General features: G+C 65.3%; 1 protein-coding gene. It reads left to right on the forward strand.

Going from position 1 to position 326, the window contains the following annotated elements:
* Nucleotides 1–165: 165 nt before the first annotated feature.
* Nucleotides 166–326: LysR family transcriptional regulator (locus HX774_RS19395; protein ID WP_178829030.1), on the forward strand; the 161-nt coding region annotated here is incomplete at its 3' end.

The following is a 326-nucleotide window of genomic DNA, read 5'->3' on the forward strand; positions in this document are numbered from 1 at the left end:
CGCCGGGCAACAGACGTGCGAGGCCGTGCAGCGGGCCGATCAGGCTGGAGGGCGCGTGGGCGGAAGGATGGGCGGTCGTCATGACGCCGCATCATCTGCTCCGGTCTCTGATCGATCCAACGGATAGTTCTGGATTTAACAATCGATAAAAGCGATTGATTGGCCATGACGCTGGAACAGCTCCGTATCTTTGTCGCCGTGGCCGAGCGTCTGCACATGACGCGGGCGGCCGAGGCGCTGAACCTGACCCAGTCAGCGGTCAGCGCGGCGGTGGCGGCGCTGGAGGCGCGGCATGGGACTCAGCTGTTCGACCGTGTGGGGCGCGG

This window comes from Brevundimonas sp. P7753, from assembly GCF_013386595.1.
In the GTDB taxonomy this organism is placed as follows: Bacteria; Pseudomonadota; Alphaproteobacteria; order Caulobacterales; family Caulobacteraceae; genus Brevundimonas; species Brevundimonas bullata.